The sequence below is a fragment of the Saccharopolyspora erythraea NRRL 2338 genome (genome assembly GCF_000062885.1).
GTDB classification, from domain to species: Bacteria; Actinomycetota; Actinomycetes; order Mycobacteriales; family Pseudonocardiaceae; genus Saccharopolyspora_D; species Saccharopolyspora_D erythraea.
The window spans coordinates 204,402-221,271 of record NC_009142.1 but is presented as its reverse complement, the minus strand read 5'-3'; the positions used below and the strand labels follow the sequence as shown (position 1 = coordinate 221,271).

The 16,870-nt window shown below is 71.7% G+C and carries 10 protein-coding genes; 3 read left to right on the top strand and 7 right to left on the bottom strand.

The window, feature by feature from the left end:
• The first annotated feature begins 85 nt into the window (after nt 1-85).
• Both SACE_RS00885 and SACE_RS00880 read left to right on the top strand, forming a co-directional pair.
• Entirely contained in the window at nt 86-3,085 is a 3,000-nt protein-coding gene (locus SACE_RS00885) for an arabinosyltransferase domain-containing protein (protein ID WP_009944930.1), read from the top strand.
• 285 nt (nt 3,086-3,370) lie between these two features.
• On the top strand, nt 3,371-4,267 hold the full coding sequence (locus SACE_RS00880; protein WP_021341240.1) for an LGFP repeat-containing protein: 897 nt from the start codon (nt 3,371-3,373) through the stop codon (nt 4,265-4,267).
• Here SACE_RS00880 and SACE_RS00875 read toward each other — a convergent pair.
• Nucleotides 4,248-5,450: a glycosyltransferase family 87 protein gene (locus tag SACE_RS00875; RefSeq protein ID WP_009944932.1), complete on the bottom strand. Its 1,203-nt coding sequence runs from the start codon at nt 5,448-5,450 to the stop codon at nt 4,248-4,250. The genes SACE_RS00880 and SACE_RS00875 overlap by 20 nt on opposite strands.
• 144 nt (nt 5,451-5,594) lie before the next feature.
• Between SACE_RS00875 and SACE_RS00870 the strand changes: the two genes are divergently transcribed.
• Nucleotides 5,595-6,347, top strand: coding sequence for a GPP34 family phosphoprotein (locus SACE_RS00870; RefSeq protein WP_009944933.1), 753 nt, complete (start codon nt 5,595-5,597; stop codon nt 6,345-6,347).
• Between the two features lie 9 nt (nt 6,348-6,356).
• On the opposite strand, the gene SACE_RS00865 is transcribed toward SACE_RS00870, so the two are convergent.
• The 6 genes from SACE_RS00865 to SACE_RS00840 all read right to left on the bottom strand — a co-directional run bounded on the left by SACE_RS00865 (nt 6,357) and on the right by SACE_RS00840 (nt 16,702).
• Nucleotides 6,357-7,628, bottom strand: coding sequence for an NAD(P)/FAD-dependent oxidoreductase (locus tag SACE_RS00865; RefSeq protein WP_011872964.1), 1,272 nt, complete (start codon nt 7,626-7,628; stop codon nt 6,357-6,359).
• Nucleotides 7,625-8,038, bottom strand: coding sequence for a GtrA family protein (locus SACE_RS00860; RefSeq protein ID WP_011872963.1), 414 nt, complete (start codon nt 8,036-8,038; stop codon nt 7,625-7,627). The genes SACE_RS00865 and SACE_RS00860 overlap by 4 nt, the downstream gene beginning before the upstream one ends.
• A complete protein-coding gene (locus SACE_RS00855) occupies nt 8,025-8,996 on the bottom strand; it encodes a glycosyltransferase family 2 protein (RefSeq protein WP_009944939.1) in 972 nt (323 codons plus the stop codon). Before SACE_RS00855 ends, SACE_RS00860 begins: the two co-directional genes overlap by 14 nt.
• 38 nt (nt 8,997-9,034) lie before the next feature.
• A complete protein-coding gene (locus SACE_RS00850; RefSeq protein ID WP_009944940.1) occupies nt 9,035-12,277 on the bottom strand; it encodes an arabinosyltransferase domain-containing protein in 3,243 nt (1,080 codons plus the stop codon).
• 215 nt (nt 12,278-12,492) lie between these two features.
• Nucleotides 12,493-15,621, bottom strand: a complete 3,129-nt coding sequence (locus tag SACE_RS00845; protein ID WP_009944941.1) for an arabinosyltransferase domain-containing protein — start codon at nt 15,619-15,621, stop codon at nt 12,493-12,495.
• Between the two features lie 256 nt (nt 15,622-15,877).
• The gene (locus tag SACE_RS00840; protein ID WP_009944943.1) at nt 15,878-16,702 is read right to left on the bottom strand and encodes a helix-turn-helix domain-containing protein; all 825 of its coding nucleotides are present in this window, start codon (nt 16,700-16,702) and stop codon (nt 15,878-15,880) included.
• Between the last annotated feature and the right edge of the window lie 168 nt (nt 16,703-16,870).

Below are 16,870 nucleotides of genomic sequence, written 5' to 3'. Positions count from 1 at the left end.
GCCTGACCACGGGCGGAAGCAATCGTGATCCTTTCGAGACGCTGGAACGGTAAACCTGTTCACCCCCATCGCAGATCTATGAAGCATGGGAGCCGTTCCGCCATCGGATGATGGCCAGACCCGGATACGCCGCCGCCACTGGACGCTGGCAGGCCTCGCCTGCCTCACCCTGGTCTTCGGCGTGCTGGCGGTGCTCTCACCGGTCCGGGCCGACGCGCCGGTGGTGAACTGGCCGAAGGCGGGTTCGGCCCCCACCTCCACGGTGCTCCCGCTCTCCCCGTACCGGCCGCTCGACATCGACGCGACGATTCCCTGCCAGGCCCTCAACTCCGTCGGTGCCGACGGCGGGGCCGCACTCAACACCCACCCCGCGGACGGACCGGGGATGAACGTGACCGCGCGGTCGGGCACCGCCCGGTTCTGGGTCGACGGCCAGGAAGTGCTCGTCGACTCGCTGCGAACGTCCTGCGTCTACCACGTGCGCGCCGACGCGGGCGGGGTCCGCATCGACCGCGACGGCGTGCTGCTGCTGCACCGCGCCGACTTGTTACCGCCCCAGGTTTCGGAGCTGTCCACGCAGGCCGCCGACACCGGCGGGCTGGCCGTGCAACTGCATCCGGACGCCCGCTACGAGTCCACCCCGACCGCGTTGAAGACCGTGCTGCTGATCGCGCACGGGCTGAGCCTGTTCGCGCTGCTCGTGCTCGCCTGGCGGGTCTGGCGCGGCACCGGGCCCGGCATGCGGTTCCCCAGGTTCGGCGCGGCCGACGCGGTGGTCCTGCTGGTCTCGGTGGCCTGGATCTTCCTCGGTCCGTCCAACATGGACGACGGCTGGTACATGATGATGGCCCGCAACGCCGGTGAGAACGGCTACATGGGCAACTTCGTCTACATGTTCAACGTCACCGAGAACCCCTTCGTGCTCAGCCAGTACCTGTTGCAGGTGTGGGGCGAGCTCGGTGGCTGGTCGCTGTGGTGGATGCGCGTGGTGCCGACCGTCTGCGGCCTGGTGACGTGGATGTTCCTGCGGGTGCTGCTGGCGACGCTGCTCGGCCGCGCCGCGACGCTGCGCGCGGTGCCGTGGGCGCTGCTGGCCGCCCACCTGCTCTGGTACCTGCCCTACGGCACCACGCTGCGGCCGGAGCCGGTGATCGTGATGTGCGCGGCGGCCACGCTGGTGTTCGCCGAGGCGGCGGTGCTGCGGCAGTCCATCGGCGCGCTCGCCGTCGCGACGGTGTGCGCGGCGCTCGCCGTGACCGCGTCGCCTTCCGGCGTCGTCGCGGTCGCTCCGCTGCTGCTCTGCCTGCCGTGGCTGGTCCAGTGGCTGCGGGCGCAGCCGTGGGCGGCGCGCGTCGCCGCGGTGCTGCTGGCGGCGGCTTCGGCGACGGTCGTCGTCCCGGTGGGCTTCGCCGACGCCACGCTCGCCGACGTCGTGGAGGCCACCCGAGTCCACCAGTGGTACTACCTGTCGTTCTCCTGGTACGAGGAGTTCCAGCACTACAACACTTTGCTCAACACCGCGGGATGGGCGCGGCGGCTGCCGGTGCTGCTGACGCTGGCGGTCGTCGTGGTGGTCGCGATCGCCAGCGGGCGCGGCGGCATGGGCCGGGACCCGATCCGCAGGCTCACGCTGGTCTCGGTCATCACGACCTCGGTGGCGCTGGTGCTGATCGCGCTGAGCCCGACCAAGTGGGTCAACCACTTCCACGCCGTCGCCGCCGCGCCGACCGTGCTGCTCGCGGCCGTGCTGCTGCGCTCGCCGCTGCCCCGGCGCGCGGGACTCGTCGTCACCGGCGCCAGCGTCCTGCTGCTGGTGGGTGCGGTCTCGCTGAGCTTCGCCGGAGACAACCGGTGGATGCCCTTCACCGATGCGGGCCAGCGGTTCGGCGAGCACCTGAACCTGGACTCGATGACCAACAACCTCGAACCGCACATCGGGCCGCTCTACCTGCGAAATCCGCTGATCTGGGTCGGGGTCGCGGTCGCGGCGTGGTTGTGGGCGAGGTGGCGGCGGCGCCACGGCCAGGTGGTGCGCGTCGGTCCGGACCGCGCGGTGCTGGGTGCCGCGTCGTTCGGCGCGGTGCTGCTGATGCTGGCGCTGTTCGTGGTCGCGCCGATCGGGCAGGCTCCGGGCTGGACGGTCGCGCGGTCCGGCGTGCAGGCGATGGCCGGCGGGTGCGGGCTGGCCAGCGACGTGCGGGTGCAACTGCCCGCCGGACGGCTCGGTCCGCCGGGTGAGGCCGAGCTGAGCGGGGACTTCGCCACCACCGCACCGCCGCTGCCGACCTCGCCGTGGGAGGAGCCGACGACGATCTGGCACGACGAGCGGCCGGACGGCAGCAGCACCGGCACGGGGCGCCTGGCCACCGGCTGGTACCCGATCGCCGAGCCCGCCCCGCACGTGACCGTCCCGGTGGCGGGACGGCTCGACGGCCAGGTCCTCGAGGTCGAGTTCGCGACGCCGGCCGGGGTCGTCACCGAGACCCTGCACCCCGAGCTGCGCCGCTCGGCGCTCCGCGAGTGGCAGCAGCTCTCGGTGGAGGTGCCGGCCGGTGCGAGCGCGCTGCGCGCGGTGGTGGTCGACCAGGTCACCGGTGCCCGGACGTGGCTGGCGGTGGCCGAGCCCAAGCTGACCGACGACCGGCCGGTCACCGAGCTGACGCGGGGCAGGGCGGTGCTGGCCAACCACATCAACGCGCCGCTGTGGCCATGCGTGGACCAGGTCGGCATCCGCGACGGCATCACCGACACCCCGGTCGTGCGGCTGACCGCGGACGAGGGCCTGCCGCCGGAGTGGCTGGACAACATCAGCAACCTCGAGTGGGGCGGCGCCTGGGTGGGCACGACCCGGGAGTGGGTGCAGACCAGGCTGCACGCCGAGCTGCCGGGCGGCCCGCCGCGGGCGCCGTGGGGCAACGTCTTCGTCATCCGCTACCTGCATCCGGTCGGCCAGTACGACCTGCGGGTTCCGACCGAGATCCGGTCGAGCCTGGAGCGGTTCCCGACGCTGGCCGACAACGACTACCCCGACATCGAGCGCAACGCGGGCACTCAGCAGTCCGAATCGGACAGCGAAGCCCGGTGACCGGCCGGTCCGGTCACCGACGCGGCCGGGACGGCGGGAGTGGGGTCTCGCCGTCCCGGCCCACCTCTGGCGCTTGAACCTTCTGGGTTGCCACAGCGCGCTCGAAGACTCACGGGTCCGGCGATGGGCGAACCGGGGGACGCGCTCGCCGACGGGCAACCGACCACCACGGCACCACGTGTACATGGCAGCCCAATTCGGGGCCATGAAAGGGGATCGGATTTGAACAGGAAACGGCTTGCCGCGGCGATCGCAGCGTGCGCCGCGCTCTCACTCGCATCCTCCTTGCCCGCCACCGCCGCGTCCGGCGAGGCCACGCCGGTGCAGGCCGACCCGCAGGCGTTCACGCCGATCGAGCTCCGGTACTGGACCGAAGCCGGGCTGCGGGAGCTGCTCGGCAACCCGGTCGACACCGAGTACGTCGAAGGCGACATCTCCTACCAGCACTTCCAGAACGGCTGGCTGTACCACTCCCCGGCCACCGGGGTGCACGAGCTGCACGGCGACATCGCGCAGCGGTTCGTCCGCTCCGGTGCGCACCGCGTGCTGGGTGTGCCGACCACCGACGAGGTCGCGACCCCCGACGGCGTCGGCCGCTACAACCACTTCACCCGCGACGCCTCGGTGTACTGGAGCCCGTCGACCGGGGCGCAGACGGTGGCCGGGACGATCCGCAAGTTCTGGTCGGACAAGGGCTGGGAAGCCGGCCGCCTGGGGTATCCGACCTCCTCGACGGCCGGAACTCCTGACGGCGTCGGGGTCTACAACCACTTCGTCGGCGGGGACGGCGCGGGCGCGTCGGTGTACTGGACGAAGGCGACCGGTGCGCACTCGGTCCAGGGCGCGATCCGCGACCTGTGGGCGGCCAACGGCTGGGAGAACGGCTTCGGCTACCCCAGCAGCGACGAGCTGACGACGCTGGACGGCCTGGGCAGGCAGAACGAGTTCACCGGCAAGGACAACCCGCCCGCCGCGGCGTACTGGCACCCGGGCAGCGGCGCGCACTTCGTGACCGGGGCGATCATGCAGCGCTGGCACGAGCTTCGGCGCGAGCTGTCCTACCTGGGGTACCCGACGTCGAACCCGTACGAGGTCGGCGACGGCCGCACGCAGGTCGACTTCGAGGGCGGCTACATCGCGCTCGACCAGAGCACCGGGGCAGTCATCGACCAGCCCTGGTGACCAGCGCGGTCCACACCAGCGCGACGACGGCGGTCAGCACGTAGGTGTTGCCGACCACGTGCTGCACCGGCGTCCAGGACAGCTCGGCTCCCCCGACGCCGGGCAGGAAGTGCCACGGGGCCGTGACGGCGATCAGCGCCGTCACGGCCACCGGCAGAAGGCCGTGACGGCGCCGGATCGCGTTGCCGCCCAGCAGCAACAGGCCGGGCACGACCCACACCCAGTGGTTCGACCAGGACGTCGGTGAGACGAGCACGGCGAACAGCCCGACGGTGACGAACGCGGCCGGGGCGCTCACCCGGGGCAGGATGCGGGCGGTCAGCACGAGGATTCCGAGGCACAGCACGGCCCATGCGGCGTTCTGGGCGGAAGGCGGCAGGTCGAAGCGCGCAAGCGCACCCAGCACCGACTGGTTGCTGTTCAGCGCGTGTCCGGCGACGTCGGCGGCCGGTCCGCGGCGGAACCAGTAGTCGACCGACGCCGTGAAGTCGACGGCGAAGCCGATCGCGGTGCACAGCGCCGCGGTTGCCACGGCGCTGAGAGCGGCGCGGAAGTCCTTGCGCAGCAGGAATAACAGCAGGAACGCGGCCGGGGTGAGCTTGATGGCGGCGGCGATGCCGACCAGCAGACCGCGCGGCCAGCGCGGCTCGCGGGCCAGGCAGTCGAGCGCGACCAGGCCCATCAGCGCGATGTTGACCTGCCCCTGGCCGAAGCAGGCGTGCACGGGCTCTAGGACGAACGACAGCGGAAGTCCGGTCGCCGCCACCGCCAGCGCTCCGCGCGGCCCCGCCGCGGGCCACGCGTGGCGGGTGACCAGGTAGATCGTCGCGCCGAGGGCCAGCACGTCGACGGCGTCGAGCATGCCGAGGCCGACCGCCGAGGGCACCAGGGCGAAGGGCGCCAGCGGCAGCAGCGCGAACGGCGGGTAGACCCACGGCAGCGGGTCGGGGTTGCGGACCGGCGCCCTGGTGTTGATGAAGTCGCCGCCCGCGAGCCAGGTGTGCACGCCCCACCGGTAGACCTCGAAGTCGCCCCAGAACGAGTACACCGAGACCAGCGTCCCCAGGCAGCCGGCGAGCGCCGGCGCGGACACCACCAGGACCAGCCGCAGCCTGCCGTCGGCCACCCGGCGGAGCCGTTCGGGCAGCGCCGGCGGATGGCGCGGCGGAGCTTCGCTGACCATCGCGCCAGCCTACGGACCAGCGACCCCCGTTCGTGGCGTTTTCAGCACGGTGCGTACACGACGCACACCTCGCGCATCGGCGTCCGGATCGCCGGACCGCGATCAGCGGTACTGCCGCAGAAGTAGTCCGGGCACGCTGGGCGCATGTCGCGCGCCTTGACGCTGCCCGAGGAGTTGCTCCTGCTCGCGCACCGCGAATCGGGGAAGCTGCGCGAGTCCACCCGGGTCGCGGCCGCCTGCGCGGTGGCCGAACTGGGCGAGCTCGCTCTGCGCGGGAGGCTGCTGGTCCGGTTCGAGGAATCCGCCCTGCCGGGCTTGCGCTTCTTCCGGTTCGAGCACGCCGTGATCGAGCTGCTCGCCGCCGAGCGCACCGGCCTCTGGTGGGCGGACCACCTCCTGGCCGAGCTGTTGCAGCGGCGCGAAGCGGGTCCGATACCGCTGGACTACAAGTGGGTCCGACGGCACCACGACGCGTTGCCCCGCCACCGCGCCGCGCTCGCCCACCGCGGCCTGCTTCGCGTCGAACCCGCCACGGGACTGACCCGCTTCATCGCCCGGGAACGCCACCGCCCCGACACCGCGGTGCGCGACGCGCTGATCGCGGAGCTGCGCGCCCCCACCGCCGGCCGGCGCGCGCTCGACGCACGTCTGCTGTTCCTGTCCGACCTCGTGGCCGCGGTCGGGCTGCACGGCGAGCTGGGCATCAGCGACCGGGCCTTCCCCCGGCGGATGAACCCGCGGCGCGGGATCGGCGTGGTGACCTTCCGGCCAGAGGCGATGCGGGACACCAGCTTCGCGCTCGCCTCCGCCGTGCCGACGAGGTCCGGAAGCGACGGCGGCGGAGGCGACGGCGGTGACGGTGGAGGCGACGGCGGCGGAGGCGGAGGCGGAGACTGAACGACGTTGCTACGGGCGGTCGAGTCCGAGGCTGCGCACGACGTCGTGGGCCATCTGGATCGCGTAGCTCTGACCGCGGTCCTGCGGGTAGATCTGCGACATGGTCGCCAGCGTGACGTTGCGCATCGACGTCCGGTGCGGCGGGATCAGGGCCCGGTACTGCGGGGTCACGACCGGCTGGGCGAAACCCGCCTTCGAGAAGTGCCAGTCCCGCACCCACGACAGGTCGAACCCGGGGTTCAGCTTGCGCAGCCAGGGAACGTAGGCCTCGAGCAGCTCCTCCGGCTCGGTCGTGAACCGCCAGTCGTCGCGCGGCACGTAGTTGCCGACGTACACCACGTGCCTGCCGCCGTACTCGGCCGGGTCGACCATGTTGGTGTGCTCGACGACCGCCAGGAACGGGAAGGCCGGGTCGTTGATGTTCAGCCAGTAGTACGGGATCAGGCTGCGGTCGCATTCGAGGATGAAGCAGGTCGCGCCGAGGTACTGGTTGCGCCAGAGCACGTCGTCGGAGGCGGTGCCCGCAGCCTTGGCGAAGACCGGCTGCGGCACCGTGACGATGAGGTGGTCGAAGGTGTAGCTGCTGCCGTCGTCGCCGGCTCGCACCTCGACCTCGGTGCCGGGCTGGCGGATCGACGAGACCGGCTTGCCGAACTCCACCTTGCCGCCCCGGTCGGTCACCGCCTCCAGCAGCGCCCGGTACACCTGGTCGAAACCGCCGTGCACGTAACCGAGCTCGAAGGTGCGGTAGTGGATGCGGGCCCACAGCCAGGCCATCGAGATCTCCCCGGCGCGCGAACCGAACTTGCCGGTCAGCAGCGGCTCCCAGATCGTCTCGGTCACCCTCGGCCCCGCCCAGCGGCGCATCCAGTCCAGCGCGCGCACGGAGTTGAACCGCTCGCCGTCGCGGACCAGCTTCAGCGCCGCCGACGACGCGGCGAAGCGCGCCCGGTCGAGCATCGAGAACTCCGGGAACCGCAGCATCTCCAGCGGCGTGCCGAAGTCGTGCATCCGGCCGTCGAGGTGGATGCCGATGCTGGGCTTGTGGAAGCGCAGCTTCGAGCCGAGCCCCAGCTCGTGCACCAGCTCGATCACCGCGCGGTCGGTCTTGAAGCTGTGGTGGTAGAAGCGCTCCAGCGAGTTGCCGCCGACCTCGATCGAGGCGGCCAGCCCGCCCAGCTCGTCCGACGCCTCCAGCACGGTGACCTCGTGCCCGGCCTTCACCGCGTCGAACGCCGCGGTCAGCCCGGTCGCACCCGCACCGACGATGCCCAACCTCATCCGAAGCTCCACTTCCGGTTGATCGTGTACTGGAAGACCAGCACCAGCGGCAGCGATCCGGCCTTCACCAGGTTCGGGTCGACGCCGAGGAAGCCGGAGAACACCTGCAGCAGCACGAACGTCAGCCCGATCCCGGCCACGCCCACGGCGTAGAAGCGCAGGAACCGGACCAGGATCCGGTCGCGCTTGCGGAAGTTCAGCAGTGCGTTCAACACGAAGTTGTTGGTGATCCCCGCCGTGGTGCTGATCGCGTTGGCCAGTTGCTCGTGCAGGCCGGCCAGGTTGAACAGCAGCAGGAAGAGCCCGTAGTCGAGCAGGACACCGCTGCACCCGATCAGGGCGTAGAGGACCAGCGAGCGGCTGACCAGCCGTTCGCGGACCACCGGTGCTCCGGGGTCAGTCCTGGTCATACCGGATCACTTTCCGGACGATGTAGAGCGGCCGCTGCTGGACCTCGTTGTAGATGCGGCCGACGTAGGAGCCGATCACCCCCAGCGACAGCATCTGCACCCCGCCCAGGAAGAGCATCGCGACCATCAGCATCGTCCACCCGGAGACGGTCACCTCGGGCAGGAAGACCCGCAGCGCCACCGCGTAGACGATGCCCAGCAGCGCCAGCGCGAGGCTGACGAACCCTATCCTGGTTATGAGCCGCAGCGGTACCGTCGAAAAGCTGGTCACGCCGTCGGCCGCCAGCCGCAGCATCTTGCGCATCGGGTACTTCGTCTCGCCGGCGACGCGCTCGTCGCGGTCGAAGAGCACCTCGGCCTGCTGGAACCCCATCGACGCGACCATGCCGCGGATGAAGCGGCTGCGTTCCCGGAAACCGCGCAGCTCCTCGGCGGCCCGCCGGTCGAGCAGCCGGAAGTCGCCGGTGTCGACCGGGATGTCGACCTCGGCGCAGTGGCGCAGCAGCCGGTAGTAGCCGTGCGCGGTGAACCGCTTGAACCTGCTGTCCTGCCGGGTGCGCCTGCGGGCCGAGACGATCTCGGCACCGGACAGCCACGCGTCGATCAGCTCCAGGCTGACCCGCGGCGGGTCCTGCAGGTCGGTGTCCATGATGATCACCGCGTCCCCCGCCGCGTGGTCCAGGCCCGCGGTGATCGCGATCTGGTGCCCGAAGTTGCGGGCGAAGTCGACGACGTGCACCCGTGAATCGTTTTTCGCGAGGTCGCGCAGGATTCCCAGCGAACCGTCGACCGAACCGTCGTTGACGTAGACGAACTCGTAGCGGAACTCCGGCCGCGTCGCGACCACCGCGGTCAGCTCTTCGTGGAACCTGCGGATGCCCTCCACCTCGTTGTAGACCGGCAGCACGTACGAGACCAGCGAAGGGCTGCCCTCTTCCGCGGCTTGTTGTTGCGGCACCGGAACTCGGACAGAGTGACTGATCGCCTCGGCCATGTTCACTCCCCTCGCCAACCCCACCGTGAAACCGGAACGCTCTGAACATCGAAGCCGTTGCCCGATAGCGGGTAATCGACCTCGATCAGGTGGCCCCACTCGGCATATTGGGGAGCGTCTTCGACACCGAGTAGCCGCGTGGGTACCTCTTTCTGGTGACCGACTTCCCGGACACCGGCGAAGCTGCCGCCGATCACGCGCTCGTAGGCGGCCCTGCCGCCGAAGCCGAGCCCGTGCGGCGGGTTGACCAGGTACGCGGGCGGTTCGGCGAGTCCGCCACCGACCTCGGGCATCGCCTGCAGGCACGGCGCGGACCAGGTCATCGACCAGTCCACCAGGATCGGCGACCTGCCCCGCAGGTACTGGGCCATGGGGACGACCTCGCGGATGCGGGGCGCGGTCACCGCGAGCCACCCTGCGCCGTCCGTGGTGGCGTCGACGGCCCGGATGCGGACCCGAGTCGCGCCGTCGGGCACCTCGGAGTGCAGGGTCCGCCAGGACGGGTTGTCCTGCGGCTTGTCCTCGATGACGTGGTCGGCGGGGTAGGCGGGCCGTTCGTCGCCGTCGAACGCGGTGTCGTCGAGCACCCGTTCGCCGATGACGCCGTTGCGCGTGCCGAATTCCAGGGCGATGCGGTTCCCGTCCCCGGTGCGGCCGGCGACGTCGACGGCCAGCTCGCGGGAGTCGGGCAGCTCAGCCGGCAGCGGGAACCAGCCGGTGGTCAGCTGACCGGTGGAGATCGGCCCGCCGCCGAAGCTGCTCCACGCAGTCCCGCCCGGCGGCGGCGAGGCGAATCCGCCGTTGCGGCGGAAACCCACCGCCTCCGGGTCGCCGCCGGAGACCTGGAGCCTGCCGCCCGGCACGTCGGGCGTGACCACGACGTGGTCGACGATCCCGCAGCTCTGCCCGGTCAGGCTCGCCAGGTTCTGCCCGCCGACGGAGTAGCTGCCGCTCTGGCGCAGCGGCGCGACGGCGAAGGAGTACAGCACGACGGCCACGGTGGTGCCGACCGCCGTCACGCCGAGCACGGCGGGCATCCGGACCAGCGTCCGACGCGCGGCGAACCGGTCCCTGCGAACGGCACCGGAAACCGCCGCTGCCACCAGCAGCGCGCCGACGCCCAGCGACCACAACAGCGGGTTGTTCAACGGGCTCACGGGCCCGTCGCCCCACGGAACGCCGTAGTGCGAGTGCAGGAACCAGTTGTTCTTGCCCGCGAACGTCAACGCCGCGGCGACCACACCCAAGCCGGTGCAGAGCAAGCCGAGCAGCACCACGGTCCGCTCCCCGGCCAGCCGCCGTGCGGTGACCACGACCAGCACCACCCCCGCGGTCAGCGTCGCGGCACCGACACCGGCGAGCGCACCGAAGTAGTGGGTCCACTTCGACGGCGTCAGCCACATCAGCGCGAGGCCGATCGCAAGGCAGCCCGCCGGGACCCCGGCCATCCGCATACCCGGCAGCCAGCGGGCGCCCCGGCTGAGCAGCAGCGCGGTGAACAGCAGCACCACCGCGGTCAGCAGCACCGGAGCGCGCCTGGCCACGTCGCCCTGGAGGTCGAAGCCGAGCAGGAACTGGTAGCGCTGGATCTCCAGGTACCACGGCACGTTCGGCCCGTAGAAACCGTGCATCCGGGTCGCCTCGCGAGCACCGGCCAGCGACTGGTCGGCGAACATCGCGACCAGGCCGGTGGAGGTGATGCCTGCGAGCAGGACCATGTCCGGCACCCGCAGCATCCGCCGCAGCCGACCGGCGAGCACGATGAACGGCGCTATCGCGGTGATGCCCATCGGGTTCACCGCCATCGACAGCCCGGCCCACAACGCGGCGGCGCCGAGCAGGCCGAGCCGCTGCTGCCGCACGCCCTGCAACGTGAAGGCGAGCGTCGCCGCCACTCCCAGCGCCACGAACGGCTCGGGCCGCACGCCCAGGCCGAAGGGCAGCCACCAGGCGAGGAAGCTCAGCGCGGCGAGCGCCCGAACCGACGGCTTGCGGCTGTGCTCGGGGATGACGGCGCTCAGGACGCCCCGGCTGAGCAACTGCCAGGTCAGCAGTGCGGCGATGACGCTGGGCACTCGCATGGCCAGCGGCGCCGCGCTCAACCCGGCCACCAGTTCGAGCAGCTGCTGGGCGAGCAGGAACGGTGCCTCGGAGGCGTTCTCCCAGCGGTAGTAGTTGCCGACGTCGCCGGTGTTGAGCGCGTTGGTGATGGTCACGCTCGCGAACGAGTCGTCGGGCGTGTTCGGGCCGAACACCCACCAGCCGCCGACCACGCCCACCACGAGCAGGTCCACCAGCCCCGACACCGCGCGGCGCCAGGCACCGAGCCGGGTCTCCTCGGGTGCGAAACCATCGCCGTTGGGGTGTGTCGTGCCGTCGCCGGCGAGGAGTGCCGTGCCGTCGCCGGCGAGGAGTGCCGTGCCGTCGGCGTTGGTGCGGGCGCGGTTGCCGTTGGTGGCCGGCGGGCCGGGCTGGACGGGCAGCGGCGCAGTGGTCGCCGCGACACCGACCGCGCGGATGCCGCGCGTGCGCACGGCGAGCAGCACGAAGGCGAGGCCTGCCAGCAGGAACTGCCCCCACACCAGCAGTGCCTTCTCCGCGGTCGGCTCGTTCTCGAACGGGTTGGCGGCCCGTGCGGTCACCCGCATCCCGGCCGCGTCGTCCGGCGGCAGGTCGGTGGCGAATGCGACGACGTCCTCCACCCGCACCCCGGGGAGCGTGGCGGTGCGGTCGCCGATCCGGGCGGTGCTCCCGGAAGCGTCGGAGTGCAGCGAGATGGCGCAGTCGCGGCCGATCGGCGCCCGCAGCGCCTCGCGCCCGCCGACCAGGACGAGCGCGGTGCCATTTGCCGTGGTCACCGCGAAACCCTGCGTGGGCTGGCCGGGCAGGCGGCTGCTCACCAGCGTGGCGGGCCTGCCGAGCGCCTGGCCCGACCGCACCACCCGGCACGGCACGTCGACGTCCACCGACACCGGCCGGTACGGCACGAAGAACGCCAGGGTGGACCTCGCGGGCGCGGCGGCTTCCGGCCAGGTGACGGTGACCTCGCGGGCGACCACCGGCGCCAGCGGCACCGCGACGGCGGCGAGCAGGCCGAGGAGCCCGACGACGATCCCCAGGATCGCCGACAGCACGCGGGCGGACCTGCCCCGCGGCGCCGGTTGCCGGACGTCCGGCGCCACCTGGTCCCTCGCCTCGGCCGGCGCCCCCCGCTCCGGCACGTCCAGCCCCTTGCCATCCGCCACGCCTGCTCCCCGCGATCAGGTGCTCGCTTCCGGATGCGTTTCCAGAACCGCAGGATGTAGGAAAAGCCGCAGGGCCGCCGCGCGACCGATTCCGCGAACGGTCGATGAAAGCGTGTGTCCCCAAGCAAAGCAGCCACACCGGCACTCGGCGACAGTCCACTCGAAAGAGTGGTCGGCCGCGGCACCTGATCAGGCGAAGGTCTCGCGCAACCGCTTCAGTGCTCTTCGAAGGGGTAGGCGCCGTCGCCGTCCGCACCGCCGATCCGGATCCTCGTCACGTGCCGGTCGTAGACGTCGCGCTCGGTGTCGTAGCTGACGGCGTAGACGTGGCCCCACCGGACGCCGGGGGCGCCGCGCAGCCTGCTCGGCAGTTCGATCCGGCGCGACTGCATCGGCACCCCGGCGAAGACCCCGCCGAGGTCGGGGGCGTACGCCATCGACGCCTCACCGGCGGGCGGTGCGACCAGCACGCCGGGGCTGTCGGCGGTGCCGCCGCTGACGCGCGGGTAGTCGATGCGGCACGGGAAGAGCAGCCCCATCGGCCAGTCGACCAGCGTCGGCCCCTGCGCGTCGAGCACCTCGGGCAACGGCACGACGTCGCGGACCACCGGGGCGCTGACCGCCAGCCAGCCCTGCTCGTCGGTCGTCCGGTCCTCGGCGTGCAGCCGCACGGTGCGGGCACCGGCGGGGGCCTCGACGGTCATCACGCGCCACGGGCGGAAGTCGCGCCAGTCGACCGGCCTGCCGTGGCGGGGGTCGTCGAAGGGCAGTTCGGTCGGTGGCGGGTCGCGCAGCTCCCGGACCACGTCGCCGATCGGCGTGCCGAACTCGACGGCGAGCGAGTTGCCCTGCTCCGGCCGGCCCGCGACCCAGATCGCGAGCACCTGGTCGGGCTCCAGCGCGGGCAGCTCGAACCACCCGGTGGTCAGGGTGCCCGTGTTCTGCGGTCCGCCTTCGCGGCTGTCCCACACCGGCGGCACGTCCTCCTGCGGCTGGACTTCGCCGTCCTTCCTGGACTCCGGGTCCAGGTCGGGCTCGGGCGGCGGCGACCCGGAAAGGGCGAAGCCGTCCGGTTCCGGTGCGCCCGGCAACGCCCGCAGGGTCGCGGCCAGCGGGAGCGTCTCGACCTCGTCCTCGACACCGCAGCTCGTGGCGGTGACGCTGTGCCAGTTGGTGCGCGCGACCGAGAATCGGTCGCCCGTCTCCCGGTATGCGGTCGTGAACGAGCCGAGCAGCACGATCGTCGAGGCCAGCGCCGCCAACGCCAGCACCGACGACGGCATGGTGGTCCACGCCTGCCGTGCCTCGGCCTCCCCGCGCCGCGACAGGAGCACGACGGCGTAGGCGACCAGACCGGACGCCACGCCCACCGCGAGCCACAGCACCGGCTGGTCCAGCGGATCGACCGGTGCGTCCGACCACGGCATCGCGATGTCGGAGTACAGGTACCAGGCATTGGGCCCCATGAACGCCAATCCGGCCGCCAGCGACGCCGCCGACGCACCGCAGACGCCCAGCACCCGCGCCTCCCGCGGCGCGCGCACCCGCGTCAGCATCACGACGGTCACCGCCAGCAGAGCAGGACCGAGGCCGGCGAGCGAGCCGAAGTGGTGGGTCCACTTCGACGGCGTCAGCCACAGCGCGGCGAAGATCGCGGCCACCGCACCGAGCAGCAGCGCGACGTCGGGCGTCCGCGTCGAGCGGTGCAGCCCGCGCAGCACGCAGCCCGCCGCGATCAGCGCCGCGGTGACCACCAGGAAGACCGCGAGCCGCTTGCCCGCCGCGCCCCAGTGCGTCGTGCCGAGCAGCACGTTGTAGCGGTTGAACTCCTGGTACCAGCCCAGGCTCGGGCCGAACTCGTCGTGCAGCCAGGTCGCCTGCGCCACGCCGTTCCACGTCGAGTCGGCGAACATCGCGACCAGGCCGACCGATCCGGCGCACCCGACCAGTGCGATGCGCGCGGGAATCGCCAGCCACGCCGGTACCGCTCCCGGCCGCACGACCAACCGCCCGATGCGCGGCGAGAACACGAGCACGATGACCAGCGCCGCGACGCCGGTCGGTGTCACCGCGACGGTCAGGCCGGCGGCCACCGCGGCCAGGCCGAGCCAAGCGAAGGGGCCCGCGGAGTGCTCGGCCTTCAGCAGTGCCGCGACCAGCACGGTGGTGCCCAGCGCGACGAACGCCTCGGGACGCACGCCGAGGTCGAATGGGAGCCAACAGGCCAGGAAGAACACCGCGGCGAGCAGGTGCGCCCGCAGCCGCGAGCCCGGTCCGCACAGCGGGCCGACGACGCCCCTGCTGAGCACGACCCAGGTGAGCGCGCCCGCCAGCACGCTCGGCAGCCGCAGCCAGACCGGCGCGAGGCTGTGGTCGGCGAACCACCGCATCGTGTGCTGCACCAGCGTGAACGGTGTCTCCGACGCGTTGAACCAGCGGTAGTAGTTGCCGATGTCGCCGGTCGGTTCGAAGTTGCGGACGGTCATCATCGCGAAGCCGTCGTCGTCGCTGATCGGGCCGATGACCAGCCACCAAGCGAGGATCCCGAGCACGGCGGCGTCGACCGGCAGCAGCAGCCAGGTCCTGAGCCGCGCGGCCCCGCGCAGCGCCGACATCGCCGGCGGTGCGGTCACCACCAGGAACAGCAGTGAGAGAGCGGCCATCAGCAGCGCGCCGGTGACCATGCCGCGCTTCTGCTCGGTCGGTGTGGTGTCGAACCACGAGAACGTGCGCGCGGTGACCGAGAGCGTGGCGGCCTGCACAGGTTCGAGATCGGTGCTGAAGGTGAAGATCTCCGGCGCCGCGACACCGGGCAGCCTCGTGGTGGAGGCGCCGACGGTGACCACGGACTGCGCGGAGTCGGCGTTCACGTTGAGCGTGCAGTCGCCGGCGAGCGGTGGGAGCTCCACCTCCCGCTGCCCGAGCAGGAGCCGCGGCTCACCTTCGCGGACCGCGAGGACCATGCCTTCGCGGTCGCTGCCCGGCGGCAGCGTCGAGAACACCGTTCCGTCCGCGCTCCGCAGCGTCGCGCACGGCACCGCCGCGTGGAACTCGGCTGGGCGGTAGGGCGCGAACAGCGCCGTGGTCGACCGCAGCCCGTCGTCGAGCGTCGTGCCGGTGCCGGGCGCGTCCGGCGTACCGGCGTGCACGGACGGCCACCGCACCTCGGTGCGGTCGGACCACACCGGCGCGAACGGCAAAGACAAAGCGCAGACCAGCCCCAGCAAACCGACCGTGAGCGCGACGAAGTGAGCGAGCCACAGCGGAGCGCTCCTGCGCTCCGGTCGCTCCGGGCCGGGCTCGGCGGGACGTTCGAGTACGGCCGAACCGATCGGGTGGTTCACCGGCTCTCCCTGCTGGGGAGTTCGGACTGTTGTTTGACCATACTGACGAACAACCCGCCGCGAAGGTGTGATCGTTTCGGCGATTCGCCCGCTCGGCGTCCCCGGCCGCATGGGCGTTCACCCCCGCGGCGGCTCTCCGGACCACGCCGCCACGATCGGCGGGCGCCGTGTCGAGGCAGGTGACGTGGTCGAGGCGGGTCCGGCACCGGACCGGCGGCGGATGCGGCCGCCGCCTCGTCCGGTGGTGCCGAGGGACCTAGGCGTATTCCTTGATCTGCCGTTCGAGCAGCGCGGTCGTCTCCGCCTCGTCGAGGGCCGACTCGCGCAACCGGTCGAAGGCCGCGCCGTAGCGCTCGACGTGGGAGCCGCCGTCGAGGTAGCCGGCGGTGTAGAGGTCCTCGACGTAGACCACCGTGCTGCCGGACTCCCGCAGGTGCAGCATCACGAACGACGACCCCATGCCTGCGTGCGCGCCGGTGTGGAACGGCAGGGCCTGGAGCGTGATCTCCGGGGACTCCACCAGCTCGCGCAGGTGGCGGAGCTGACCGCCCATCACCTCCGGTCCTCCGACCGGGCGCAGGAGCACGGCCTCGTTGAGCACGACGTGCAGCAGCGGGACGTTGCCTCCGGACATCCGCGTCTGCCGCTCCTCGCGGACCGCCATGAGCCGGTCGACCTGGCCGGGATCGGTGGCCATCGCATGCGCGCGGGTGTACTCCGCGGTTTGCAGCAGGCCCGGCACGAGCTCGGGTTCGTAGCCGCGGATCTCGTCGGCGATGCTCTCCATCGCGACGAAGCGCCGCGCCCAGTCCGGGACGCGGACCTGGGTGCGCTTGCGGGCCTCGCGGGCGAGCTCCAGGACGGTCTGCGCGGTGTTGCCGTTGGCGCCGTAGAGGTCGATCAGCAGACGCGCGTCACCGGCGCTGATGGTGGAACGGCCGGTTTCGATCTTGCTGATCTTGGGTGCCTGGCACTCCAGCACCTCCGCTGCGTCCTCGCGTTTCTTACCCGCGCTCTCGCGCAGTTCCCGGAGCAGTTGGCCGAGCTGCAGCCGCGCGACGGGCGGGTTGGCGACGGTCATGAAAATTCCTTCGAATTCAAGAAGCCGGTCATTCTTCCCGATCACCTTGGCATGGCGGTGCAAGGAAATCGATCACCCTTTTAGGGACTCGCGCGTCGGACCGTTCCATTCATAGGGTTCTCGCCGGCGGCGGCTCCGGCGGCGACTCCCCGATCTCCCGGCCGGAGC